Below are 822 nucleotides of genomic sequence, written 5' to 3'. Positions count from 1 at the left end.
CCTCTCAGTTGCTGGTTTGCGTTCTAATGGTTTTTTAAATAACGCCTTGCCAAACGGCACGGTTGTTACTTCAGATTTGATGGGCGTGATGGCAAATACAACCCCCAATGGTGGCAATGGCGTACTACCAGGTGGAATGCCAGCTGGTCCAAGCCTGGGTGGATTCTTAATCGATAAAAAAGATATGCAAAACCTGGTGGCATTGGGTAATGCCTCACGGGCCGTTAAAGGTGGCGGCTTAATCCGCTATTCAAGCGATGTTGTAACTGATCCTTATAAAACGGTTACAAACACTGCTGCTGGCGGATTTACAAACGCCGGCACATTTAGTAACCCGCTGGATCTATCGATAGCTGAATACGGCACCTTGAGCCCGCTGCAGCAACAGAACCCCACGGTAAAAGCAGCAGCGCGTAAGTTCCTCAAGGGCTTGCTGGAAGGTAATGTGCCGCTCGGTGAGGCAGTGAGCTTCAACTACGACGTACGTTTAAACCTAGACACGAGCTTTACGGGTAAAGATTTACTGCGCACTCGCCTGCGGGCCGGTAACTTCACCGACAGCATTTGGAGTGGTTATCCCTACCCTGCCCTAGGCGCTGAGGTGGCGTTCGACGAATCAGCAGCTGGCAGCATTTGGAGTGTGGATCGGATCTTCTACCAGTTCCCGATCGGCTCAAATTTCACCGTTACGGCGGGTCCAAGGGTGCGTCAAGACGACATGTTGGCGGTGTGGCCTAGCCAATATCCAGCTGACACGATTCTCGACTTCTTTACCTACGCCGGTGCACCAGGAACATATACATCTGCCCTCGGACCCTCGGA

The 822-nt window shown here is 52.1% G+C and carries 1 pseudogene; it reads left to right on the top strand.

The features are described 5' to 3' along the window. Positions 1–16: 16 nt before the first annotated feature. Positions 17–822: pseudogene (locus C7K08_RS16105) on the top strand (hypothetical protein); the annotation flags it as partial.

The sequence above is a fragment of the Synechococcus lacustris str. Tous genome (assembly GCF_003011125.1).
GTDB lineage: Bacteria > Cyanobacteriota > Cyanobacteriia > PCC-6307 > Cyanobiaceae > Synechococcus_D > Synechococcus_D lacustris.
This window is presented reverse-complemented; position numbering and strand designations above follow the sequence as displayed.